The organism is Bacteriovorax sp. As-1 (assembly GCF_058446905.1).
This window is the reverse complement of sequence record NZ_CP184341.1, coordinates 2,914,317-2,933,695: the sequence shown is the minus strand read 5'-3', so window position 1 is coordinate 2,933,695 and position 19,379 is coordinate 2,914,317. Positions and strand designations below refer to the sequence as shown.

The window sequence follows — 19,379 nt, the reverse complement described above, 5'->3', positions numbered from 1 at the left end:
TCAGTATTGAGGAATGATCTCGATAGCACCTGTAGGACAGGCGTCCACACAGGCGAGATCCATCGTGCATTTGTTAATATTTTTAGCTTCAATATAGGTGTCGCGCTTTTCGTCTTTCGTGACGGCCCAGATTTCATGCGGACATACTTGTACGCAGGCCTGGCAAGAAGCACAGTTAGTCGTGTCTAAGAGGATTTTTTTTTTATCGTCGGAAGCTTCCTCTAACCCTTGCGATCCACCTTTTACTTTTGGCGCGTCCTTTATCAATTCGACCTTAACAGAGTTTGAACTCCCTTGAGAAAAGAACTGACCATCTCCGCGAGTCACCACCAGCTTATCCCCGTTTTTAAGTTTTAAACGGTCTTTAACTTCCTTAAGCACGTTTTTCATGAACTCGTTATTCTCGCGTTCCTGATCTGTGACGATAAATGGACTTACACCCCAGTATAAACACATACGGCGTGCGACTTTAATTGAGTTAGTGATACCAAGAACTGGAATGCTTGGGCGAAATTGAGTGATACGCAAACAAGATTGCCCAGACTCCGTTACTGAAAGAATTCTTCTGGCGCCAATTTTTTCAGCAATCATTGATGCTGCCACCATGACTGAAGCCGTGACACTTGATAAGTCCTGATGTCTTAAAAGTGGACGATCTTTTGGAGTGCGCTCAGCTTCACGCACAATCTGATCCATCATTCTCACCGTCTCAATAGGGTATTTCCCCGAAGCCGACTCTCCCGAAAGCATAACGGCATCTGTGCCATCCCAAATGGCGTTGGCAACGTCAGAAGCTTCCGCTCTGGTTGGAGTTGGGTTTTCAGTCATACTCTCTAACATCTGAGTCGCTGTAATAACCGGAATCCCTTTGTTGTTACAAGCTGTAATGATCTTCTTTTGAATCGCTGGAACCAGATGGTTTCCAACTTCAACTCCCATGTCTCCACGTGCAACCATGATCATATCTGTAACAGATAAAATATCATCCAGGTTATCAATGGCCTGAGGCTTTTCAATTTTAGAAATAATAGGAATGTTAACTTTTAATGTATGCAGAAGAGTTTTAACCTGCATGATGTCTTCTTTCTTTCGAACAAAAGACAGGGCCACGTAGTCTGCTCCTTCTTTAAGTGCAAACATTAAGTCTTCACGGTCCTTATCGGTGAAGGCCGGAGCTGACACTTCACAGTCCGGAAGATTAATACCTTTATTTGATTTTAACGTTCCACCTATTTTAACTTTGATCTTATAGACGTCTCTATCACGATTAACGGCCACTGCTTGCAGTAGACCATCATCAAAAAGAATACGTGCTCCATCATGACAGTCAGCTACCAGGTTTTCATAAATGGTAGGGATATAATTTTGAGCGTACTCTGGGTATTTGTCTTTTAGTTTTGAAGCACCAATAACCCACTCACTTCCTTCTTCAAGCTTTAGTGGCTCTGGAAGTTTATCAACACGGATTTTAGGACCTTGCAGGTCAGCGAGGATAGCGACTTCATAACCAGACTCACGTGAAGCTTCACGGATATTTTTAATAACTGCGGAGTGAGCTTCATATGTTCCATGGCTCATATTAATACGGCAGACGTTTACGCCTGTTTCGATTAACTTTGAAATCATTTCTTTGGTGTTGCTGGCCGGACCGATTGTGGCCACGATTTTAGCTCGTCTCATTGGCATCCTGGTTTTTTAAAATTCCTTTTATAAAACTAGGATACCACTAACTATGCTTTTTTTGTATTTTCTTGTGAAAGAGACTGCAGTCTCATGTTCTCCATGCGCTGCTCATACTGGTCTCTTAAAGTCGCTTTTTCTAGTTCTGAGCTTCTAAATAGACGCTCGAACTGGGCCTGAGATTCTCCCAGGCGCGTCGAAAGCTCTTTTTGGTGGTCATTTCTCTCGCGGACTAGCTGGTCTTCATACTTCTGAATGATACGGCCGGTCTGGTTGTCACCCACTGCCTTGTCTCTAGCGATTTTAGTTTCGTACTTATCGCGCATTTGGTTTAGTTCCTGGCGGCTTTGAGCTCTTAGAGTTTCTACGGCCAGCTTATTGGCCTGGCCTTCTTTAGCAGCTCTCTCGGCTTCTGTGCTCTTTACGATGGCCACTTCGTTTTCTGCCTTGCGGGCAATCTGCGAGATGCGGTTTTCGTAGTTCTCAATAATCTTGTTTGTCTGCTTTTCCATGTCCGCTAACTTTTGTTCATATAAGTTTTCACGGATAGAATTCTGGCGGTTGAATTCAGTTTTCAGCGCCACTTTCTCATCATTAAAATCTTTTTTATTTTTCTCTAATGAAACTGTCTTATCTTTCGAGTAATCTTCTTTAAGGGAGTTGATAGTTTCCATGTTCTTTTCGTTCATGGTATTGACCACGCGGCCAAACTCCACTCTCTGCTCTTTTATGCGCTTTGTGTTTTGTCCTGTCACATGAGCAAGGTGATCTTCAGCATCAGTTTTTAACTTGCCTGTATCTACTTTGTAACGATCCAAAAGCGCGTTGTTTCTTTCACGATTTTGATAGATCGTATCTTTTAGCGTTTCATTGGACTCGGCCTCTTTTTTAGCGGCATTTTCCAGGCTCGCAGTCTTCATCTCTTTTAGTTTTTCTCTATAAGAATTGTCGATGATTTCTTCTTTTTCTGTATTCAGGCGATTTGTACGCGCCAACTCGTCACGTGAAACCTGTAGTCGGTTTTCATAAGATTCTTTTGATTGTTTCATTTCATCTAAAAGATTATCGGCCTGAGTTCCACCTCTGATCTTTTGATTCGCTACACTCTGAATATTGCGAACGTCTTCGTTGAATTTCTTTTCTAATTCTTTTGCTTCTTTTTTATGAGCTACGTTTTGCTTTTCCTGAAGATTCGAATTTTCCTGACGGATATCTTCTTGAAGTTTCTCGTAGTTTTTTTGCCCATCATCACTTTGCTTGCCTTTAAGATTTAAAAGCTCCGCCACTCTTTCTTCCTGACGGTCTTTAAGCATGCGATTGTCGCGCTCAAAAGTTGTACGAAGGTTTTCATTATCATCTCTTAAACGATTCACTTCTTTAAACTTCTGATCGTTTGCTGCTTGCCTTAAATTATCCATTTCATCAGAATGACCTTTGGCCATCTTCATTCTTTCTGAACGGTCTTTCTCGCGCATTTCTGCGCCCATTGTTTTTGATTTTTCGTCCAGGTTCTTCACTTGCGTGTTGAACTCTTCCTGGTAGCGTTTATTGGCGTTAGTGTAACGCTCATTCATCGATTGTTTGATTTGATTTTGGTAGCGCTCATTTTCGTTAAACGTTTTTTTGTACGAGTCACTTAAAGATGTCAGCTTATCATTGAGATCGGCCTTCGCCTGGTTTCTCTCCTGCTCAAATCTGCCCGCGTTTTCTTTCAGGCGGTTTTTAAATTCTTCCTGCCCTTTAGTGATAGCACTTCTCGTTCTCTCTGAATAAAGCTCGTTATTGATCTGATTTTCTTCTTCAAGTTTGGTTTTATTTTCGGCGTAAGTCTTGGCCTGTTTTGTCGTGCGAGCATCAAACGTCTCTTTCATTTGCTGCAAATTTTTATCGTAAGAAGCTTTTAAATCTTCTTGGGCTTCACGATAACGATCGCGGGCCTGGTCAAGTTTTGCTGATTGATCTCTTACATCCATAATTACCCTATAGACTTAGTCCCATATTTTTAATGGGGGGGATTGCCATTAAATAATTATATAAGATGGAGGGGGAGATTTGGAGTTGGGCAAAGATGACCTTTGCCCAACTGTATTGGTCGGATTACTTAGATAGTTCTTCGTCTATAACTTCTGAAAATACTTCAATCGGCTGTGCCCCGGCGATCAGCTTCCCGTTGATAAAGAAAGTCGGAGTCGACTTAATACCAAGGTTTGAGCCTTCTGCTACGTCAGCGTCTACTCTTGCTTTATACTTTCCAGACTCAACACATGCCTTGAATTCCGCTTCTTTTACGCCTGCTTTTTTGGCCGTAGCGATCAGGTTAGGAACATCAAGTTTTGACTGGTCAGCAAACATTGCATCGTGCATTTTCCAGAAAGCTTTTGGGTCTTGCTCAAAAGCACACATACTCGCCTCTGCCGCTCCTCTTGCTTGCGCGTGGAATGGAAGTGGGAAATGCTTGAAAGCGATCTTAACTTTGTTGCCGTATTTCTTCTCAAGTCCAGCAAGAATCGTTGCGCCCTTTGAACAGAATGGGCACTGGAAGTCTGAGAATTCTACGATTGTTACTTTTGCATCGGCTCCGCCTTTAAATGGAGCATCTCCAACGTTCACTTCAAACATTGGTAGAGATGGCTTTTGTAGGTAAACTTCAACTGGGGATTTTTTAGTTTTCTCAGCAATCCACTTATCTACTGCAATTTTTTTAGCTTCAACCGATAAATACTCTACAATGCGAGCTTTAATTTCTGGGTTAACTTGATCTTTAGGGATTTGACGGTCTTTGATAAATTTCTCAACTTCAGCATCAGAAATCTTCACTCCTTTAGCAATGTATTGATCCAAGAACTGATCGTTTGTTAAATTCTTTTTATTTGGATCGGCATTCATGAAACGCTCAAGTAGCATCGCTTGAAGGCGAGCCATTTTGATTTCATAAACTTTCATCTCAGCTTCATAAAGATCACTTTCGATCCCTTTAACAAAGTCTTTTTCTAAAACAGGCTGATCACCAATCTTAGCTACTACTTCTTTTGAGGGTGCTGGTTTGAAAATAAAATTCGGTTTAGAACTCGCTTCTTTTTGGCAGGCAATAACCACTACTGTAAGTACGGCCACGCCCATAAGCGGAGTTAATTTCTTCATAAGCTTTTGCATCTTACCTGTCTCCTACCTTGGATTAAATTAAACAGGACTTATGATAACGGCAAAAGCTCAAGAATGCGATAGTTCACGGATAAATTCTTGATAAACCTGAGATTCTGAAAGAAGCTCTGCATGCTTTCCGGAGTTAATTACTCGGCCTTTTTCCATAACCAAAATCTTGTCAGCATTGATAATAGTCTCAACCCTATGGGCCACGATAATAGTCAATGAAAATTCCTGAATAAGGAGAATGCACTTGCGTAGGGCCAGCTCCAGCTCAGAATCCAGGGCCGATGAAATCTCATCAAAGAAAACAATATTCTTTTTTAAGTAACAAGCGCGCACCCCAGCAAGAAGCTGTTTTTGACCAAGTGAGAGCTTAGACGGAATGATTTTCTCATGAGTGCTGACACCCATAGTTTTAAGATAAGGAATGCTCTCTTCAAGCTTTCTCCACGCCTCTTCAAAATGCGCCACTTCTTTTGGATCTAAATCGCGCTTAAGCGTGATATTAAACATCAGCGACTCACTAAAGATATGTGACTCTTGAGAGACAATGCTGACTTCCTGGCGGTATTCATCCAGGTCTTGAATCCCAAGATGGTACTCGCGCCCATCTGAATTCATCGTCAAATCAACGATCGCTTCCCTCGCCACTAAGTTTCCTGCAAGGATATTTAAAAGAGTTGATTTCCCTGAACCCGAAAGACCTACGATCCCGATAAGCTCACCAGGATTTCCTGAGAAGTGAATGTCCTGAAGTGAAAAGTGATCTCTCACCTCTTCTTCTTCATCTGCATTTTTCTTTACGCGCTTAGGATAAGTAAATTTTGGAATGGACACATTCATCTGCACAAGTTTGCAGTGATGTTCTTCTGATAAAAGCTGATTTTTTCCAACCACAATTTTCATCGGCATGTCGTTTAAGAAGTGTTGAATGCGGTCAATACCTGTGGCGGCCCTTTGGATGTTGGCAATCTTGCCGGAAATTTCTTTGATAGGGTTAATTGACCTTTGGATTAGATCGACAATCGCAAAAATTAAGGCCGCTTCAGTCAGGCCCGTATAAGGAAAAATAAAAATCACCAGCGCCAGAAGAATTGGATAAAGCGATTCTGCACACGCATAATAAGCAGCATCCATGTTGTTGGCCTGGTTTTGTTTTTCCAGGAAATCTTCGAAGGCCATATTTGACTTTACCGAAGCGTAGTTGTCGTGACGGGTATAATACATTTGGTGGAATCCACCAAGCACATTTGCTGTCACGCGGTTAACTTTCGCCTGAGCATTTCTGAGTCTCATGAATATATCGCGCATTAACTGCGATCCCCAAATCAGAAGAATCGTCGCCAGGATTTCCGCTCCACTAATAAAAAATCCAGTGAACTGGTGAAGTGTGATAAACCCCACCAAACAAGAAGCAACGAAACACAGATCGATAAAAATCCCGAATGACCCCGAAGTGATCAAGTCGCGAATCGCTTCCGTATCCGACATAATCCTCGAGAGGATTTCTCCCTGCGGGTACTTTTCACTATCGTGTTCGTTTGATGAAAGCCATCTGCCATAAGTCTGGGTGCGGGCGTACTGAATCAGTAAACGCACATACTTATTTACGCCCAATTGATAGACGACGCGGTTTATGTAGACAGCCACGAAGTTGATAAACAAGGCCATTAAGGCCTCGTTAAAAAGTGTGTTATCATCGTAATGAGTTGAGAGATTGGCGATAAGTTTTGGAGTCTGGACTCCAAGATAAGCAGACAGGATAAGGCACACGAGCACCAGTCCCATGATGACTTTCGATCCCTCGAAGAAAAATAAACTATACCATTTGTTTTTGGAAGTATTCATACGTCTTGCTGTTTTCTTTTAATAATTGGTTCACTTGCCCTTCTTCAATGATCCCTTCTTCTTTATCGATAAAGATCAGGTAATCAGAGTGTCTGACAGTCGAGAGCCTGTGGCTGGTGAGAATTAATGTTTTATTTTTCATCATCGGCTGCTTTTTAAGCTCTTGGATGATTTCTTTTTCTAAGATCAAATCAACTGATGAGAACGGATCATCCCAAATCAAGATATCTGCTCCACTCATAAGGCTTCGGACCAAACTTAGACGCTTGGCCTGCCCACCGGAAAGGCGCTTGCCATTTTCCCCTACTTCCATCTTCATCAGATTTTCCATATTGGGTTCAAGATAATCAAGGCCCAGGATTTTAAGCATCACTTTGGCCTGCTCACGCTCTTGATCACTCTCTTTTTTTCCGAGGAAGATATTCCTCTCCATCGTGTCATTGAAAATATACGGGTCCTGTGCCACGAGGGAAATACTTTGTCCTCTTTGGCGAAGTACTTCCGCAAGCTTTAAAAGGATTTCACTTTTTCCATGTCCTGTTTTAGCAATCAACACGTTCCAAGCATCGGGTTTAAAACTCACGGCAAGAGCTCGATCCCAAAATGGAAGTTTGTAATTGTTATCAGTCAGCGCTGTATTTAGGTTTTTTAATTTCTCTTCAGCTTCAACTCTGGTCGTAAGTGTCAGGTCTAAATCTTTTAATCGCCCCCACGAAGCGTGTGAGCGCGACACAACGACACCGATCCAAGACAAGTACCCCATTGGCTCCATAAAAAGGAAAACAAACCCTGAGAATAAAATAAGAGTCGTTGCCCCCAGGTCGTAAGACTTGATGATGTAGGCCCCCCATAACATCGATAACCCAACTCCTAACGAGATAAGTGGCATCGTGATCGAAATCCCCAGGGATGAGCGATAGAAGTAATAAAGCTCTTTTAGAGAAAGCTCACCAAAAAGTTCCATGAAAGAAGCTTCCGCATGGAAATTTTTAATTGTTCTTTTTCCAACGTAGCTCTCCATGATCAGGTTCTGCACTTCTCCCTGCATGTCTTGAGTGAGTTTAAAATACTTTCTGTTTTTTGAAACGATCACCGTAAAGATAATGAAAGCTCCCAGCATCGGAGTTAAGGCAAGAAGTAAATGAGCATTGAAACTCACCATCTTAGGAATCAAGATAAAAAACGCGATGATAAAGTTGGCCCCTTGAAGACCTACAAATCCGATAAGCGCTCTGATCTGATCGATATCACCGGAAAGGTACTGGAAGAGTTGCCCGGCATTTAAATGGCGAAAACGCTGAGGGGTATTTGATTCTAATTTTTCTAAAAGCTCAGAGCGCAAAAACTTTTGCAGGAGCCTCGCTGGATAGAAAAACAAAATACGCGAAGATGTTCTAAAAACAATAATTCCTAAGGCACATAGAAAAAATAAACTCGGTTTTAGTTCGTTATTATTTTTTGCTACGTAGTCTGCGAGCTCTTTGGCCATGAAAGGCAATTCACTCTGAATCTTGTGGGTAAAAATAAGGGCAATGACGCCGAAGAAATAGTAAACTTTGAACTCTTTTAGCTGGCTCCAAAGCATGCCTGTGAAATTCATTAACATTCGATTTTTTTGCATGCCTAAATATAATGAGGAAGGAACTTTAAGGCACGAAAAAAACTCGTTAACTCATTGCGGAAAGTTTGACAGCAAAAGAACTAACTTTTACTATGTGTTCTCGATACAAATTCCATACAGGCGGATAGCTCAGTGGTAGAGCGCTTGGTCGACATCCAAGTGGTCGTAGGTTCGATCCCTATTCCGCCTACCATTTTTAAACAGCAATTAAATCTTTTCTATTTTTAGAAGTTCCAATGGCCATCTTCACATAACGTTTTAGGCGATTGAAATCGATAGGTTTTTCCAGGAAATAAATCCCTTCCATTCCTTTGATGGCAACTGGTAAATCGGGAATCAGTGCTGAGACCATGATAACCGGAGTATGCTGATTGATACCTGGTTTAGTTCTAATCGCTACGATTAAATCCCCACCAGTTAAAAAAGGCATGCCATGATCTGTGCAGATTAAGTCAAATTTTTGCAGGCAAGACTCCGCAAAACCTTCCAGGCCATCGGCAGCGAAAGTCACGTGTTTGAAACCTAGTTCCTTAGTGAAGACTTCTTCCAGAATCTCACGGATCTCCTTTTGGTCTTCAACAATCAGGACTCGTCTCATGAGACTTCCTTTTTACTTTTTTTTTCATTGGTAAGAATAGTGATACGCTCAGCGATTTGAGTCAGTGGTTCAATATACTCTGCTGCTCCAATGTGAATCGCTTCTTTTGGCATTCCGAATACAACAGATGTTTCTTCATCCTGAGCAATCGTGCGCACACCTAGTTTACGCAGCTCCAACATCCCCTTAGCACCGTCTTTCCCCATTCCCGTCAAGATAACGGCAACAGTGTGAGTGTAAAGTGATTTGGCCACTGTTAAGAACATATAATCAACTGACGGCTTGAAGCGGTTAACCGGTTCATCATCGTTGATTTCCACGTAAGTCTTTCCAGACTTGTGGACCATTTTCATTTGTGTTCCACCAGGGGCAATCAGTACGCGGTTTGCTCTGACTTCATCCCCGTTTTCTGCTTCTTTCACTTCAAACGGACAAAGGTCGTTCATTCTCTTGGCGAAGGCCAGAGAAAAAACGGCCGGGATGTGCTGAACAATCAGCATCGGAGGAATTTGATTTGGAAGCGCCGTTAAGATATCACGAATCGCTTCAGTTCCCCCTGTTGATGAACCAAGTACAATCAGAGAGTCCAGATTACACTTCTCTATGGTCTTGATGCTCTGAGGTCTTTCGCGTCTCGATTTTTTATTTAAGTTGGCCATCGCCGCTGTTCTAACTTTTTCCAGAATGAACGGCGTCACTTTTTCGATCTCACTCATCTCTGGTTTTTGAATATAGTCAACAGCTCCGTTTTCCAGAGCGTCTAAGACCAGCGGTCCTTCGGCCATACTGATTGATGAAATCATCACTGTTGGGATGCGGTACTTCGGCGCAATCACCGTCTTAAGCAGTGTCACCCCGTCCATTTCCGGCATGTGAATATCAAGCGTAATTACATCCGGGTTGTGCTTTTGGATCAATCCTTCTACATCAGAAGGTTTTTCTGCCATCGCACACACTTCAAACATCGGGTCACTTGAAAAGATTTTAGAAAGAATCGTTCTAATCGTTTTCGAGTCATCCACGACCAGGACTTTAAACTTTGAAGGCATCGCCTTTGCCGGCATCTTTGAAGCAATCGGCGTCACGGCTGCAGGAGCTGCTTCAATTGAAACACGGACTTTATTAAGTTCAGGAAGATAGAAAACTTCTACCTGCCCGTTCTTTTCAATCTTTTTTACATTCTGAAACTTCTTAACTTCAAAAAAAGGTGCAATTTGTTCGATGCTTTTTTGTAGCCCGATCATCTTTACTTCAATCTTTGAAAACTCTGACTTGAAATACTCAGAGACAAACATAAAAATCTTTTCATACGACTGCACAGAAAGTTCAGTGCGTTTTACTGAAAACGCAACGTTCTCCTGATTCGTGTGGTGGAAAGATATGAAAACATCTCCGGGAAAAAGAGTCACTAAAAACTCTCCTCCGTCTTTTTTCGTTTGTGGTTGTAATGAGCGCATCTTCTTCATTGATTACCTGTCCTTTATTTCGTGCTCAGGTAACGACATGACATATATGGGAAGCTGGTTGCCGGAACAACGTCTGAAGCTTTCGCTTTCAGTGGATGTTTAGCGTTTCCTTTTTCCCCTAAGTCTTCCAGAAGAAGCTCTACACCTTTCCACTCGGCCACCATTTTAGCTGCGTGAGCAGAAGTGTTTCCGTACGTCATGATAGACGTCGGAAGTGTGCTGTACTTCTTGTGCAGAAGCGAGAAGTATTTTTTGAAGTCTACAAAGTAAATTTTGTTGGCCTCAAGTTTAGTATCAATGTTGTCAAAAAAGACAACTGTCTTTTTAAAATCTCTTTGGTGCTCTTTTACGATCCCTTCCAGGATCTCTCCCTGGCCTTCAAAGAAAATCAATGTTGGCGGCTGAGAGTTGTCCAGGTCATGGAAGAAGGACTTCATCACAGGAAGGTCTGATAGAGACCCCAGGATAAGGCGCATTTTCTTCTCTGGATTGGCGATAACAAATTTCTTCTGGTTTTCTTTATCAAAAGAAGAGACAGTTGTTTTTCTCTGTGAGCTTCCAGCGATTGAACGAAGTTTTGTCCTGATCTCTTCCCCGCGCTCTTCTAAGTTTGTCAGCGCTGGTTTTTCGACGTAGTCACTCGCTCCAAATTTAAACGCCTTCATTGCTGTATCAGAGTCAGCACGTGAAGCAGAAGAAATGATCATAACCGGTGGGTGTGTGCTCGTGTGGTTTTTCTCCAGATAAGTCACCCCGTCCATTTCTGGCATGTGAATATCGAGAGTCATTAAATCCACTTTTACTGTTTTTAGTTTTTCCATAGCATCCTTACCGTTGATAGCTGTCGCTACAACTTCAAATCCATGCTCTGGAACAAGAACTTTCTTTAATAGTGTAAGGATACTTGGTGAGTCGTCCACACACATAACTTTTAAAATGGCCGGTGCATAAGACACTGGAGCTGCTACGACTGGGGCCACAGTTCCTGCAGATGGAGTTCTCGCTCCCATAGGAAGAACGTTGCTTGCCGGTTGTGGTGTCGCTGCTGGTGCTGCATTTTTATGGATATATGCAGAAGGTCCGATTGAAGCAATGTCCAACTTCATCCCCGAAAGTGGCTCTGAAATTCCTGAGAAGTACAACCCGTGTGGGTGAAGTCTGCCCAGAAGATCTTTTGAGATCGCTTCTACCTGGTGAGTTTCAAAATAAATGAAAACGTTACGACAAAAAATGACGTCGAATTTTGAGTCTTTAACTGCATCAGAAACCTTTAAAAGATTTCCTGGTTTAAACTCGCATTTTGTTTTCAGGTTCGACTTGACCTTAGCATACATGGCGATCTCGCCTGTCCCCTTGGCCCAGTTATTTCCCATAAAGTTCATTGGGATTTCTTTGATTTCGTTTTGGTGGTAAACACCGTTATTGGCGATCTTTACAGATTCACCATCGATGTCTGTCCCTAAAATTTTAAACGATATCGTCGGGTCGATTTGCGGAAGATGAAAGTCTAAAAACATTGCCAGCGAGTACACTTCGTGCCCTCTACTGCAAGCAGCTGACCAAACAGTCAGAGTTTTATCTCCACGTTTTTTTACATGCGACACAAGCTCTGGAAGCTTCGCCTTTAATATTTCAAAATGAGGAAACTCTCTGAAGAAAAAAGTATGGTGAGTAGTAATGAGTCCGACGAGAATGTAGGATTCGTGATCTAAGTTCTGGTCGATGTATTTAATATACTCATCGGCAGTCTTAAGTCCCAGTTCCATCATGCGCTTTTTTACTCTGGTCTCTACCATGTAGGCCTGTTTTTCACCTAAACGGTTCCCAGAGATTTTGTGTACTACGGCTGACACCTTTTCAATCAACGAAACAAAATCTTTACTTACACTTCCAACTGCCGCCTGACTCATTATATACCTCTAAAAATTAACAAACTTCATTAATAGGAAAACGGCCAGTTAAGCTGCTCTCTTAGTTCCACTAATGGCTTCCATATCTTTAAGGTCAAGAACCTTTGCAATATCAAGAAGAACTGTCAGTGAGTTCTCTTTTTTATACACACCAAAAATAAAGTGTGTATTGATTTGGTGTTCAACTTCCGGCATTTCGCTTACATCTTCAGAAGAGAAAGCAAGAACTTTGTTGATTGAATCGACAACCACACCAATGTTCATTCCTCCGATATCAACGATGATAACGGCTTCTTCTTTATCCTGACGAGCGTCTACTTTTAGTTTCTTTCTAAGGTCGACAACTGAAATAACCTGCCCTCTTAAATTCATGATTCCTAAGAAGTGTGAAGGTGATTTCGGAATTGGTGTTGTATCAGGTACAGAAATAACTTCTCTTACCATTAGAAGAGGAATTGCGTAGTCCTCATGCCCAAGGCTAAACTCGATAAAGCGGCTTAGCTCTGAAGTTCCTGCTCTTTTCATTTTTGTTACGTTGTCTTTTTCCATTTTTTTCTCCTATTCCTTATGCTGCCATATCGTCAATAAAACTTGTCTTCTTCTTCTTCATCGTTCCCGCAAACAGTTCCATTAAATCCAGAATGAATGCCGGGCGTCCGTCTCCAAGGATCGTACTTCCCATGAATCCCTTCTGATTTTTAATTTCATCACCAAGTTTCTTAATAACAACTTGCTGCTGGTGAAGAATGTCATCCACCAGTACTGCAAAGTTTCTTTCATCAGAGTTAACAATAATGGCAATCTGCTCGTGCAGCGGTTTTTCTGCTATATTTCTCTGAAGAGCTTTTGAAATTCTAAACAATGGAAGAACTTCTCCTCTGATCTTAAGACAGTCACCCACACCGTTAACATGGTGGACGATATCTGGAGTTGGAGAAAGTGATTCATACACTTGCCCAAGAGGAATGATGTATCTTTCTTCTCCGATCTTTGTAACCATCCCTTCGATGATTGCCAGAGTCAGAGGCAGGATAACTTTAAACACAGATCCTTTTCCGATTTCAGAGATAACTTTGACTTCCCCTGAAAGCTTTTCAATGTTGGTTTTAACAACGTCCATCCCTACACCGCGTCCAGAGATTTCAGAAACCGCATCTTTCGTCGAGAAACCAGGGTGGAAAATAAGGTTGATGATATCGTCATCGCTCATTGTAGCGTTGGCCGAGATAACTCCCTTCTCAATCGCTTTTTCGCGGATGATTTTTGGGTTGATCCCTTTACCATCATCGCTGATCTCGATAACCATGCTGTTACCTTCGTGGAAGGCCTTAATGGTTACACGTCCTTCTTCTTCTTTACCTGCGGCCAGACGGCCTTCAGTTGTCTCTAGTCCGTGGTCAACCGCATTTCTTACGATGTGAACCAATGGATCGGCCAGGTGCTCAAGAACAGTTTTATCAATTTCCGTTTCTTCACCTACTAATTCCAGGTGTACTTTTTTCCCAAGAGTCTTAGAAGTATCGCGGATAATTCTCTGCATTTTTTGCAGAGTTTGCTTCAATGGAACCATACGAAGGCTCATTGAAATGTTCTGGATTTCTTTTGATAGTTTTGCCAGATGAGAAAGTGACTTTAACATTGTTGGGTTTTCAACTTCATCTCTATGCTGATTTAGCATTGTCTGGATGATAACTAACTCTCCAACAACGTTATTTAGAAGTTCCACGCGCGATAAACTTACGCGGATACTGTCATCTTCAGAGTTCCCTTTTGCAGGAGCTGCTGCTTTTTTATGATCGTCTTGTTTTGCGGCTTCAGTATGAATTGGTGTAACCGGGGCAGCTGTTTTTTCTCCTGGGAAAAATGACTCTGCTCTCTTTTCCTTTTGCTCCATTGTCAGAACTTCTGCCGGTGCATTCAGGTTTTGCTCAAAGCTCTCCAGTAGAGCGATATCTTCTGCTGAAATTATTTCTTCTTCTTGCTGGTGTTCTTCAACATGAGCAGATGCCGCTGGTGCTGATGGTGCAGCTGCCAGGTTTCCGCTTAGTGCCAATTGGATTTTCTCAATGATTTCTTTTGAATCAAAACGCGAGTTCAAATCCATGTTCAGCATTCTGATCATGACACTTACGTGATCGTTACACTCCAGAAGAAGTGAAACGATGGCATCAGTGATTTCTAACTGACCTTCTTTAAGTTTTAAGATTAAGTTTTCAAACTCGTGCGTGAACTCGGCCACATCACCAAATCCTACAGCACGCGAAGTTCCTTTCAGGTTGTGCGCGAGCCTGAAGATCTGATTCATTAAATCAGCGTTGTTCTTATCCCCTTCAAGTGCAAGGAATGCCTGCTCTGAATCGTCCAAGAGTTGAAGCGCCTCTGTTAAAAAATCTAACTTAACTTCTTTTTCAAATTCATCCATAAAACCCTTCTTTTTCGTTTGGGAATTTAATTTTTTCCAAGATATTTATCGGCATCTCCCTTGGTAGAGTTAGAAATTTTTCTCTAAATTTTCGCAGACATTAGGCGTCTAATACGCTGATATGTGCTAAAAATTCTTTTCCGACTTAATTCGTCATACTGAGTTTTTTTTTGATTCTTGTGCATTATCGGATATAATAACTCCACTTTTCTCACTCTTTTTATTTAGGAAACTTATGAGCCAAATCGTGATCAATAAAGACCTGGCAAAGGCCATCTCAGACTTTCAACTTCCGGAGAATTTAGGATTCGGAAATGTCATGGCACCGGTGATGGCGAGTTGCACATATCAGAACGGAAAATGGGGTCCACTTGAGCTTCTTCCTTACGGCCCGATCACGATGTACCCAACGGCCAAAGTTCTTCACTATGCTCAGGAAATTTTTGAAGGAATGAAAGCTTACCGTGTAAATGGACAAAGCCCTTTTATCTTCCGCCCGGAAGAAAACCACCTGCGCTTTAACCGTTCTGCTGAAAGAATGGCAATGCCACATGTTCCTCACAATATTTTCATGCAAGCGGTTTTAGATGTTACAGCCTACTCGGCGAACTTTGTTCCAAGAAGAACAGGTGAATCACTTTATCTTCGCCCTTTCATGTTTGCTTCGGAAGAGTCTCTGGGAATCAAACCGGCCGAAAAATTTAAGTTTATGGTTATCGCTTCTCCATCTGGCTCATACTTCTCTGGAGCTGGACTTTCTGTTTATATTGAAAGAGAAAATGCCCGCGCTTTCCCGGGAGGGACAGGTTTTGCAAAAACTGGTGGGAACTATGCTGCTGGTTTAGCAGCGGCCATCACTACAAAAAATTTAGGTTTCGTTCAGACATTATGGCTGGATGCTGTTCATAAAAAATACATCGAAGAAATGTCGGGAATGAACGTTTTTGTTGTTATTAACAACGAACTTCACACTTCAACTCTGGGAGATACGATCCTGGATGGAATCACCCGCAAATCAATTATCACTCTGGCCCGTGACCTGGGTTATTCTGTGTTCGAAAGAAAAATTGATGTGGATGAGATGCTTGCTGATATCAAGTCTGGCAAATGTACAGAGGCTTTTGCTTGCGGTACTGCCGCGATTATCACGCCGATCAACTACTTTGGTGAGGCCAACGGTGATCGCTACCCTCTGCACTTTCCAGACGGAAATGTGTCAACAATCCTAAGAGAAAAACTCCTGGCCATCCAAGAAGGTCGCGAGCCGGATCCATATAAATGGATCACTGTCGTCGAACCAAAAAAACTTTAATTAAAAATGCATTGTAGGCAGCACTAGTAAACAGAGTACACCGATAATCGTGGGAACTAGTGCCCATAAAAATAGCCTGACAGGGTTGATTCCATCAGCTCCAAAAGTGTCTTTTAAAATACCAAATCCCGCTGGATTTGGAGCATTGGCAATAACAGTTAAACCACCACCAGCAACTGCTCCGGCCACAAGAGAGTATTTTGAGCTCTCTGAAAGCTCTACTAAACTTCCTAAATATGTCAGGGCCGCATTGTCAGTAATCGCCGTTAAAGAAGTTGCTCCAAGAAATAAGGCAAGATCATTCATGCTCGATAAAAGCGGCTTTAACCACCATGCTTGCACTCCTCCAAGCGTCACTAGTCCCGCCAGGAAAAAAGCAACGAGAAAAGAAGTCTTAATTTTTAAAGGGTCCTGAAACTTCTCCGTAATTTTCACAAAACCAAGAAAGAAAGCAAAAACACCAATGAAAACTTTTGGATGATGGGCCGTATAGACCACCAGGAAAAGAAAGATTACATGGGCCAGGATTTTCCACCATGCCGGCTCCATATATTCGGCCTTCTTTTCTTTCTTCTTCACAAAGCCTTTTAAGTCTTTTTTGAATAAGAACGCATAAAGCGAAGTCGAAATGAAAATGGCAAGGAGCGATTTATAACCAAAGTGCTCCAACATATAAAGTGTGTTCCAATTCCACTTGCTGGCAACCATAAGAACTGGAGGTGCTGCAAAATGAGTCAAGGTTCCACCAATAGAGACGTTAACAAAGAGAAGACCCAAAGTGGCATACTTAAACTTTAAAGAAACTTGAGTCTTATAAAAAGCTTCAAGAAGAATAAGCGCCGTTACTGTCATCGCTGCAGGCTCAGTAATAAATGAACCTAAAACCGGTCCAACAATCAGGGCCGAAAGATAGAAGGCCATTTTTTCATCAAGCATTGGAATCAATCGGGCAAAAAATCCGATGACTTTTTCGGCCAAAAGAATAACAGGCCTGGTGGCCGCGATACACATGATGACAAACACAAAGGCCGGCTCTGTATAATTGAGTGAATCAATGTAACCAATGGCAGAGTCAGCGCCGCTAGAAAAAAGATAAAAGATAAGAAAAACTAAGGCCCAAAGTCCAAAGACAACTTCAACCTCAGCAAGATAATGCCAGACATTGGCAGAGAAAGAACCTTTCGGTTTCTGGTCAGCAATGTGTTCAAACTTGCTGACCAAAAATGTGTGAATAATGGCCAGAAAAAAAAGGGCCGTACCGACTACTTCTAACGCCGTTACCTGCACTCCCTAGCCGTCCTTTCCAATTGAAGCTACTGGGCAGGCCTCTAGCTGCTCTTGGCAAAGTTCGATATCGGCCGCCGTGACTGGTTGTTTCCAAACGTAGGCGTTACCATCTTCGTCTTCTTTAAAGAACTCAGGAGCTCCCGTGTAACACACGTTACAAGCGATACATCCTTCTCCGTTATCATCGTCTGGATCTGTGCAGTACCATGCTCCAGCGATATTGAGCTTATGCTTCATACTTTTGTTGGCCATAAAAATTCCTCCGGGACTTAAACCTCAATATAATAGCGAAAAAATTGTGATCTATGAAGAGTTATTTGCTAAACTAGGACCCTCAAAACTATTGAAGGAAACATTTGTATGGCGTCTAAAACAACATTGGAAAAAGCAAAAGAATGGGCCCAAAACTCTTATTTTAGCCCTGAATCGAGAGCGGAAATAAACGCTTTGATTGAGACGAACAACCAAAAAGAAATTGATGAACGATTCTACAAAGACCTCGAGTTTGGAACTGGAGGAATGAGAAGTATCAGAGGCCAGGGAATTAACCGAATTAATATTTACACTATTAGAAAGGCCACTCAGGCCCTATGCCTTGAAGTGCTGGCGCAAAAAACGGCCAATCCTTCTATTTGTATCAGCTACGATTCTCGCATCTGGTCTTTTGAACTGGCCAAAGTTGCAGCGGAAGTCATGGCCGGAAATGGCGTTAAAGCTTACATCTACAAGCACCTTAATCCGGTTGCTCTATTATCTTTTGCTGTTCGCTCTCACAAGTCGATGGCCGGAGTGATGGTGACGGCCTCTCACAATCCACCAGAGTACAACGGCTATAAAGTTTTCTGGTCTGATGGAGCGCAAGTCACTCCACCGAATGACCAAAATATCATCAACAACTATTATGCAATCACTGACTTCTCAACTATCAAAACAATGAGTTTTGATGAAGGTGAAAAGGCCGGAATGATTTCATGGATCGACGATTCGGTTGAAGAGTCTTACTACAAAGCGATTCTCAGCAAAGCGATCAATCCGCAAATGTGTAAAGACAACGGTGGAAAACTTAAAGTGGTCTACACTCCTATTCACGGCGCAGGCCTTGTCCCATGCTCACGTGCACTAGCGGACTTAGGATTCACTGATGTTCACGTTGTTCCAGAACAAGCAAAACCAGACGGGACTTTCCCGACAGTAAAAAGCCCGAACCCGGAAAACCCATCGGCCCTAAAAATGGCCGTGGATTTAATGGAAAAAGTGGGCGGCGATATCGTAATGGGAAGCGACCCGGACACTGACCGCTTGGGTGTAGCAATTAAAGTGGATGGAAAAATCCACTACCTGACAGGAAATCAAATCGGGATTCTAAAACTGCACTACATGCTTTCTGAGATGAAACAAAAAGGACTTCTCAACGGTGAAAACTATGTCGTTAAATCGGTGGTGACAACTCCCCTTCTGGATACAATCGCTAAGAAATTCGGCGCAGAAATCTACAATACTCTGACTGGTTTTAAATGGATCTGTGGAAAGATGAACGAGCTGGAAAAGACAGCTCCACAAAAGAAGTTCGTTTTTGCGACAGAGGAATCTTTTGGATACCTTTGCCACAACTTTGCCCGCGACAAAGACGGGGTGAGTTCAGTCTCTCAAATGGCGGAAGTGGCCCTTTTCTATAAGCTAAAAGGCATGAACCTGCTGGATGCTCTCGATAAAATCTATGAAGAATTCGGCTTTTCTAGAGAGGATTTATTGTCTCTGGATTATTTCGGCATCGAAGGGCAAGAAAAAATTTCACGAATCATGGCAAACTTCAGGAACTTCAGCGATAACACTATCCTTGGACATAAACTTGTGGAGATTAAGGATTACTCTAAGGGAATCGAAGGGCTTCCAAAGAGCAACGTGCTGGGCTTCTTCTTTGAAAACGGCAACCAGGTTTATCTTCGCCCATCTGGAACAGAACCAAAGATTAAGTTCTACATTATGATCCAGGAGCGCGAGGGCACTCTTTCAAATAAAAAAATTAATGCCGAAATCAAGGCGACACAGTTCCTCGATTATTTTAAAGCGGCATCAGAACGAGCATAA

14 protein-coding genes and 1 tRNA gene are annotated in these 19,379 nt (G+C 42.2%); 3 read left to right on the top strand and 12 right to left on the bottom strand.

Translation table 11 applies throughout. The features are described 5' to 3' along the window. The 5 genes from pyk to ACN20O_RS14935 all read right to left on the bottom strand — a co-directional run bounded on the left by pyk (position 1) and on the right by ACN20O_RS14935 (position 8,281). A complete protein-coding gene (gene pyk, locus ACN20O_RS14955) occupies positions 1–1,680 on the bottom strand; it encodes a pyruvate kinase (protein WP_491634714.1) in 1,680 nt (559 codons plus the stop codon). Positions 1,681–1,730: 50 nt separating this feature from the next. Further along, positions 1,731–3,653 carry a coiled-coil domain-containing protein gene (locus ACN20O_RS14950; protein WP_491634713.1) on the bottom strand — a complete coding sequence of 641 codons (1,923 nt, stop codon included), beginning with the start codon at positions 3,651–3,653 and terminating at the stop codon, positions 1,731–1,733. Between the two features lie 124 nt (positions 3,654–3,777). Continuing rightward, on the bottom strand, positions 3,778–4,833 hold the full coding sequence (locus tag ACN20O_RS14945) for a thioredoxin domain-containing protein (protein WP_491634712.1): 1,056 nt from the start codon (positions 4,831–4,833) through the stop codon (positions 3,778–3,780). Between the two features lie 57 nt (positions 4,834–4,890). Beyond that, positions 4,891–6,675, bottom strand: coding sequence for an ATP-binding cassette domain-containing protein (locus ACN20O_RS14940; RefSeq protein WP_491634711.1), 1,785 nt, complete (start codon positions 6,673–6,675; stop codon positions 4,891–4,893). Beyond that, positions 6,647–8,281: an ABC transporter transmembrane domain-containing protein gene (locus ACN20O_RS14935; protein ID WP_491634710.1), complete on the bottom strand. Its 1,635-nt coding sequence runs from the start codon at positions 8,279–8,281 to the stop codon at positions 6,647–6,649. Before ACN20O_RS14935 ends, ACN20O_RS14940 begins: the two co-directional genes overlap by 29 nt. Before the next feature lie 133 nt (positions 8,282–8,414). Between ACN20O_RS14935 and ACN20O_RS14930 the strand changes: the two genes are divergently transcribed. Further along, positions 8,415–8,489 (top strand) — tRNA-Val (locus tag ACN20O_RS14930). A gap of 3 nt (positions 8,490–8,492) precedes the next feature. Here the strand turns inward: ACN20O_RS14930 and ACN20O_RS14925 are convergent. Genes ACN20O_RS14925 through ACN20O_RS14905 form a run of 5 tightly spaced genes read right to left on the bottom strand, consistent with a single transcriptional unit; the run spans position 8,493 to position 14,692 of the window. Beyond that, positions 8,493–8,894, bottom strand: a complete 402-nt coding sequence (locus ACN20O_RS14925; RefSeq protein WP_491634709.1) for a response regulator — start codon at positions 8,892–8,894, stop codon at positions 8,493–8,495. Then, positions 8,891–10,360 carry a chemotaxis-specific protein-glutamate methyltransferase CheB gene (cheB, locus tag ACN20O_RS14920; protein ID WP_491634708.1) on the bottom strand — a complete coding sequence of 490 codons (1,470 nt, stop codon included), beginning with the start codon at positions 10,358–10,360 and terminating at the stop codon, positions 8,891–8,893. The genes ACN20O_RS14925 and cheB overlap by 4 nt, the downstream gene beginning before the upstream one ends. Before the next feature lie 14 nt (positions 10,361–10,374). Further along, positions 10,375–12,270 (bottom strand): CheR family methyltransferase, encoded by a 1,896-nt coding sequence (locus ACN20O_RS14915; RefSeq protein ID WP_491634707.1) that lies wholly within the window; start codon positions 12,268–12,270, stop codon positions 10,375–10,377. Positions 12,271–12,318: 48 nt separating this feature from the next. Further along, positions 12,319–12,819 carry a chemotaxis protein CheW gene (locus ACN20O_RS14910; RefSeq protein WP_491634706.1) on the bottom strand — a complete coding sequence of 167 codons (501 nt, stop codon included), beginning with the start codon at positions 12,817–12,819 and terminating at the stop codon, positions 12,319–12,321. A 16-nt stretch (positions 12,820–12,835) separates the two neighbouring features. Continuing rightward, positions 12,836–14,692, bottom strand: a complete 1,857-nt coding sequence (locus tag ACN20O_RS14905) for a chemotaxis protein CheA (protein WP_491634705.1) — start codon at positions 14,690–14,692, stop codon at positions 12,836–12,838. Between the two features lie 235 nt (positions 14,693–14,927). Here ACN20O_RS14905 and ACN20O_RS14900 point away from each other — a divergent pair, with 235 nt between their 5' ends. Further along, positions 14,928–16,004 carry a branched-chain amino acid aminotransferase gene (locus ACN20O_RS14900; protein ID WP_491634704.1) on the top strand — a complete coding sequence of 359 codons (1,077 nt, stop codon included), beginning with the start codon at positions 14,928–14,930 and terminating at the stop codon, positions 16,002–16,004. On the opposite strand, the gene ACN20O_RS14895 is transcribed toward ACN20O_RS14900, so the two are convergent. Both ACN20O_RS14895 and ACN20O_RS14890 read right to left on the bottom strand, forming a co-directional pair. Further along, positions 16,005–17,291 (bottom strand): putative Na+/H+ antiporter, encoded by a 1,287-nt coding sequence (locus ACN20O_RS14895; protein ID WP_491634703.1) that lies wholly within the window; start codon positions 17,289–17,291, stop codon positions 16,005–16,007. 3 nt (positions 17,292–17,294) lie between these two features. After that, positions 17,295–17,543 (bottom strand): ferredoxin, encoded by a 249-nt coding sequence (locus ACN20O_RS14890; RefSeq protein WP_102243160.1) that lies wholly within the window; start codon positions 17,541–17,543, stop codon positions 17,295–17,297. Between the two features lie 108 nt (positions 17,544–17,651). Between ACN20O_RS14890 and ACN20O_RS14885 the strand changes: the two genes are divergently transcribed. After that, complete coding sequence (locus tag ACN20O_RS14885; protein ID WP_491634702.1) at positions 17,652–19,379, top strand: phospho-sugar mutase; 1,728 nt, start codon at positions 17,652–17,654, stop codon at positions 19,377–19,379.